Source organism: Wolbachia endosymbiont of Drosophila baimaii (assembly GCF_028982185.1).
Lineage (GTDB): Bacteria > Pseudomonadota > Alphaproteobacteria > Rickettsiales > Anaplasmataceae > Wolbachia > Wolbachia pipientis.
This window is the reverse complement of record NZ_JAPQLE010000056.1, coordinates 1-6,200: the sequence shown is the minus strand read 5'-3', so window position 1 is coordinate 6,200 and position 6,200 is coordinate 1. Positions and strand designations below refer to the sequence as shown.

Here is a 6,200-nt window from a genome sequence, read left to right as displayed (position 1 = left end):
ATCATAACTATATGCTGCTGGCGTTCAACCTCCTTATCATCATCTATCCTTATCCTACCACATCCGGACTTTTATGGAAAGAGCTATATATCATATAATGATGAATAATTTGGTAATATATTAAGAAAATCGACAGTATATTTCTTTATTTAAGAGGTGTAGGAAAGGCGTAGATTTCTCTTTCCATTTGTAGCGTACTGCATTAATATTTATGTATTAATTTAGAAAATAATGATGAATAACATTGTAATTGTTGGTCTGCAATGGGGTGACGAAGGCAAGGGTAAAATAGTAGATTATCTTTCTGAAAATGCAGATGCAGTTGTGAGATTTCAGGGAGGAAATAATGCAGGGCACACTATAGTAATAGATGATGAGGTTTATAAATTAAATTTACTGCCCTCTGCTGTTTTGAGGCCAGGCAAAATATCTATCATAGGAAATGGCGTTGCTCTTGATTCACACGCTCTAATCTCAGAAATAGAGTCATTGAAAGTTAAAGGAGTAGACGTAAACTATAACAACTTGATGGTATCCGAGAGCTGTCCATTAATACTTAGCATACATAAGGACAAGGAAAAGCTATTTGAAGATTTAAATGGAAATCACAAAATTGGTACAACAAATAAAGGGATAGGACCATGTTATGAAGATAAAGTTGGGAGGAGAGCTATACGCCTTTGTGACTTAGAAAACGCAGATGAGCTCAATAAAAGATTGGATACTCTTTTGAATTACCACAATGCTATCAGGAAAGGCCTTAACCACCAGGTAGTTAAAAAAGAAGAAATATTAAAGGAAATTCAAGAGATTTCAGAAAAAATTCTTTCATATAAAAAACCTGTGTGGAAGATATTAAATGACTTGATGAAAGAAGGTAAGAAAATAATATTTGAAGGTGCCCAAGGCGCATTTTTAGATATCGACCACGGAACTTACCCTTTTGTTACTTCAAGTAATACTGTAGCATCGCAAGCAATAACAGGCTCAGGGTTATCCTCCAATGCTTACATTATTGGTGTGGTAAAAGCTTATACAACAAGAGTGGGCAATGGCCCATTTCCTACTGAGCAGGAAAATGAAGTAGGAGATAGCTTGTTTACTATAGGTAAGGAACTTGGAACAGTGAGCAATAGGAGAAGGCGTTGCGGATGGTTCGATGCAGTTTTAGTGCGCCAGGCCGTACAACTCTCTGGAGTTTCAAGCATTGTATTAACCAAATTAGATGTGCTTGATTCTTTTGATACAATTAAAATATGCACTGGTTACAAGTATAGTGGAAAAATATATGATTATTTACCCGCATCGCATTCAATACAAGAGGAATTAGAGCCAATATATGAAGAGTTTTCTGGCTGGAAAGAGAACACTCAAGGTAAAAGGTCGATTGAAACATTGCCTATCAATTTAATAAAATATATAGACAGGTTAGAAAAATTAATAGGTGTACCAATTCATCTAATTTCAACTAGTCCAAAGAGAGAGGATGTTATTAAGCTTAAAGATTTCTGAAAACGTCTTTGTATCTTAAAGCCTATACGTAATCTCAAAAAAGAGATAAAGTGAGAGGATAAAGTATATAAAGTAGGATATGCGAAGTTTATAACCAAGTGACATAAGTCGAGAAAAGTTTGAGATTATTGTAGCAGATCTGGAATCTTGCAGAAAGAAGACAAAACCAAGAACACTTGATTTACATGATGTATTTTGTGGAGTGTTATACGTGTTAAAAAGTGGTTGCCAGTGGAGAATGGTATCAAAAGAGTTCCCAAAATGGCGCAATTGTTACGACTATTTTAAGAAGTGGAGTGAAAAACCAGATGTAAATAAAGAAAGTGTTCTGGAGCTGGTATTAAAAAAAAATAATTGCGACAAAACAATGGTCGGAAAAGCTTCTGCATAATTGATGCACAGAGTATAAAAAATGCAGATACTGCTGAAGCTATGATGCAGGCAAGAAGATTTCAGGGCCGTATTGCAGTAGATACGCAAGCATGCAATTTATACAACAACAGCAGAGATAACTGACCGTAGCAGTGCTGTGAGAATGGTCGAAAATGCAAAAGAAAACCTCTCGGGAGTTAAAAATGTACTGGTTGATGCAGGCTATACTGGAGAGAATTTTGTAACTCAAATAAAAACGATTATTGGTGCAACCGTTGAAGCGATCAAAAGAAATGAATTACGTTCCTTTGTTGTATTGCCCAAAAGATGGGTTGTGGAGCGGTCTTTTGCTTAGTTAGAAAAATGTAGAAGATTGTGGAAAAATTGTGAGCGAAAACTCAATACTAGCCTACAAATGGTCGTTCTGGCTTTCACTGCCTTACTTCTGAAAAAATTATGAACAGGCTCTTACTAACTCTTATCTANAATAAAAAAAATACTTGTGTAACTTCGAATAGTCTATTATGCAAGACAGCAGTATAAACATGTAGTAAGAAATGTATAATGAAAAATAAAAGCTCAAGTTTAACACTTGCAGTTATTTTTACACAATTAAGTAATCATAAAAGTTAGTGTAGGACGAGGTTATACAGTTTGATTTCTTTTAATATATGTTAATTAGTATAATATAAATATAGTTAAGGAGGCGTATTATGATTGGAAGTTTGGCTAAGGAAGAAAAAACAGCAGAGACAGGAAAAACAAGTAATCAGTCAGAGAATTATGATGTTGAATCAGTTATAAGGGTAGCATCATGTGCTTGGAATGCAATACATTGCTTGTTGGCATCTTATGAATACGATCTATATTCGTCATGGATTGAATCGCATTTTACATCCCTCAAGGACTGTATCAATAAAATGGAAAAAGACAATTCTTTCACTAAGGACTCTGCTATAATAAAGTTCTGCCGCTCAATTGCAGAAAATAATAAATTATACAAAGAGTTAAAAAATTTAAATAATCCTGCTGAAAATTTTTCTCAATTAGAGAAGATAATAACAGGCTTTAAACTAAAAGACCTAGAAGACAAGGTAGGCTTCTTAATGCTTTTGAAAGAAGAAAGTGACTTCACTGCTATACAGAAGGCTTATAGAGATGAGTGGAGTTTTTATGACCTAATAAATGATAGAGATTTTAAAAAAACGTACATAGATAAAGCAGTAACAGAGTCTGCTAATAAGAGCTTTAAGAAAGATATAGATAAATGCATAAAGTTGGCAGAGCAGGGAAAAAAAGCTGCAAGTAAATATCTTGGAAGGAAAGGCGTAGAGCTTCAAGCTTATTACACAGAAACTGATAACGCTTATAGAGTTTTGAATATCAACTCTATTAATCACAATGGAAATGAGCCAGTAAGGGTTAGTGACATTTTACAGCAAGAGAAAGATATTAAAGAGCTGAATATCTATTGCAATAAAAAACACGAAATACATGCTCATCGGAAAGGTAAGGAAAGACATTATAAATTTAAAGAGGGCGCATATTATAAAATGACAAGCACTTGGCCTATAAAGGATGGATCCGAAATGTGTACCATAATTATGAATGTGAGTAGCGATGGCATAACTGAAGTACTAAAATTTAATGATGAAGATTTTGTGCTATCGAAGGAGATCTTAGAATTGATAAAGCAAAATGATGAATTATATATTCAAGGTCTCTCCTTATATGATGCTGTACTAGAAAAGGGTAAGGCTGCTGATGTTGTGCCTACTGCTAATAACAATTTTCAAAATGAATCTATAGTGGCCTATCGCAAGGAACCAGAGGGGGAATTAGACCCTAAAGTTGATGCTGACAATAGCCTTCCTCCTTCTATTAATAGCAATGCATCAACTCAAACGGAAGTCAATTTACAACACACTAAAACTCAAACAGAAGTTGCTTCACAACAAATTGAAACTAAAACGGAAGTCAATTTACAGCACACTGGAACTCAGACAGAATTTGCTTCACAACAAATGGATGAATTGATTTTAAATAATCAGATGCTGTCCGAAAAAAACGTTGAATTGAAGCAAGAAATGTCAAATTTGAAAAAAGAAGCTGTTGAATTGAAGCGAGAAATAGAAGCAGGGTTGCAAGTGATAAATAAAAAGCACCATGAATTAATACAAGAAAATCAGCGACTACAGGAGAAACTAGAAACAACCCAAGCAGAAGCTAATCAAACAATTGTAAAGTTAGAGAAGCAGAATAGCAATTTACAAGACAGGTTTGAAAAAGAGGAGCAAAAAAACACGGAATTGCAAACTGAACTGGCACAAAAAAATGAAGAATTAGCAGGTGTGTTAAAAGAGCTACAAGGGAAAGCACAAGAACTTAAAGGTGTATATGAAGAAAAAAGAAAGCTAAAGGAAGAGCTGAAAATTGTTAATGCAGGAAAGAAGAATTTGGAAAAAGAGCTAAATCAAGCACGAGAAGATGCGGAACAGATAATGGTTGAACGACGCCAGCAGAAAGAGCGCTTGAAAGATCAGCTAAGAGAATTAGATCAGGAATATAAGGTACAAGTAGAAATTGGGCAAAAGATTAAAGAATCAGATAGGCAGGATAGCAATTTACAAGATACACTTGGAGAAGAGAGACTAAAACTCAACATTGAAGAGCTAGAAAACGAGTACGAGGAATTTCCAGGAGATAAGGTGCTTACACTTGAACTCACTAAAGATGAAGATAAAGTCGAAGAGTTAAGAAACAAGCTAGAGCGTGAGAAAGAAAAGTGTAAACAATTATTAGAAGAAGAAAATGAATGGGGTGATGAATTGGTAGGAATGCTTGATGGACTGGAAGAAAAAATTCGTGCTGATGAACAAAGGAGCTTCAACAATCAATTAACGGGAGAAATTTCTAATGAGTCTGGTAATGCTCCACGACAGAAGAAAAGGTTATCCAAATCTTCAAGCGTTGATAATGAGTCTTATGTTCCACTGAGAGAGAAGACAACATTACTCAGATCTTTAAGCGTTGATAGTGGACTTGATAGCGATGAAGAAAATTGTGATAATGATTTATCTTTCAACATAAGTCCTATAAGTTCTATTGAGAAGGTGGCAGAGAGTAGAAACGTAGGTAGGGTATCACTGTGAAGATGGTTGGGGTTAAGTTGCAACTTAAGTGGGGCGCAAAAGGTCTTTTGTGTTGATAATAATTTAAAATCTATAGTAGACTAAAAAAGATTATTAAATTATAATATAACATATGATAAAAGACGAGAAATCGAAAACAATTTTTGAAGTGGAAGGGGCAGTAACTGCTTTACTACCTGCAGCAGAATTTAGAGTGAAACTGGACAATGAACATGAGATTATCTGTCATGTATCGGGGAAAGTGAGAAGAAGTAAAATACGCATCATTATAGGGGATAGGGTGTTAGTTGAGATGAGCATTTACGATAGGAATGCGAGAAAGGGTAGGATCATTAGAAGGCTTAAAGGTACAAGTGACAGAACGATCTCTAAATAATCTTATTCTTGCTTCATCATCGAAAAGGCGTATAGCTTTACTAAAACAAATAAACATTGAGCCAGGTTTAATTTTGCCAGCAGATATAGATGAAGCCCCTTTAAAAAAGGAACTTCCGAAGGATTACTCAATCCGTATGGCAAAAAGTAAAGCGGAGAAAATACAAAGCTCAAATCCAAATTACTTTGTGCTTGGTGTTGATACAGTTGTTGCTTGTGGTAGAAGGATATTGCTCAAAGCTGAAAACGTTGAGCAAGCAGAAAAATGTATCCGCTTGTTATCAGGAAGAAGGCATAGAGTATACACCAGTGTATGTCTATTAACTCCCGATCAATCTAAACAACATATCAGGACTGTGGTTACAATAGTGAAATTTAAACGTCTCAGTGAACAAGAAATTAAGTATTATTTAGCATCAGAAGAGTGGAAAAATAGGGCGGGGGGATGCAATATACAAGGCCTAGCTGGAGTGTTCGTATTGTTCTTACGCGGCTCCTACTCTTCCGTTATAGGGTTACCATTACATGAAACCTATTGTTTGCTAAGCAATTATTTTAACTTCAATTTATATTGAAATGCCTTTATTAGTATCTTTTTTTTGTTGTGACTCAGCAACCTGTTTAGCCCAATCTAGTGGTCTTTTATTTCTGTTAGCTAATGCAATTCTATTGCGATCATAACCATCAGTGTGTTCTGTTAAAGTATAGCATTTCTCATAATAGTCCGAACGGGTCATAGGAAGGCAGAATCAACAGCACGACGAAAGGATTCGAATAGAGGAATGTTTT

Annotated in this window: 5 protein-coding genes and 1 pseudogene; 5 read left to right on the top strand and 1 reads right to left on the bottom strand. The window is 35.1% G+C overall.

What is annotated here, in order from left to right:
- Window positions 1–234 precede the first annotated feature (234 nt).
- The 5 genes and pseudogenes from OZD66_RS01825 to OZD66_RS01805 all read left to right on the top strand — a co-directional run bounded on the left by OZD66_RS01825 (window position 235) and on the right by OZD66_RS01805 (window position 5,986).
- Complete coding sequence (locus OZD66_RS01825; protein WP_182366811.1) at window positions 235–1,512, top strand: adenylosuccinate synthase; 1,278 nt, start codon at window positions 235–237, stop codon at window positions 1,510–1,512.
- 103 nt (window positions 1,513–1,615) lie between these two features.
- Window positions 1,616–2,344 (top strand): annotated as a pseudogene (locus OZD66_RS01820) (IS5 family transposase).
- 253 nt (window positions 2,345–2,597) lie between these two features.
- A complete protein-coding gene (locus OZD66_RS01815) occupies window positions 2,598–5,036 on the top strand; it encodes a coiled-coil domain-containing protein (RefSeq protein ID WP_182366732.1) in 2,439 nt (812 codons plus the stop codon).
- A 112-nt stretch (window positions 5,037–5,148) separates the two neighbouring features.
- The gene (gene infA / locus OZD66_RS01810; RefSeq protein WP_007550159.1) at window positions 5,149–5,412 is read left to right on the top strand and encodes a translation initiation factor IF-1; all 264 of its coding nucleotides are present in this window, start codon (window positions 5,149–5,151) and stop codon (window positions 5,410–5,412) included.
- On the top strand, window positions 5,390–5,986 hold the full coding sequence (locus OZD66_RS01805; protein WP_007550161.1) for a Maf family nucleotide pyrophosphatase: 597 nt from the start codon (window positions 5,390–5,392) through the stop codon (window positions 5,984–5,986). Before infA ends, OZD66_RS01805 begins: the two co-directional genes overlap by 23 nt.
- On the opposite strand, the gene OZD66_RS01800 is transcribed toward OZD66_RS01805, so the two are convergent.
- Entirely contained in the window at window positions 5,978–6,148 is a 171-nt protein-coding gene (locus tag OZD66_RS01800) for a hypothetical protein (protein ID WP_182366817.1), read from the bottom strand. The two genes, OZD66_RS01805 and OZD66_RS01800, sit on opposite strands and share 9 nt — an antisense overlap.
- Window positions 6,149–6,200: the final 52 nt, after the last annotated feature.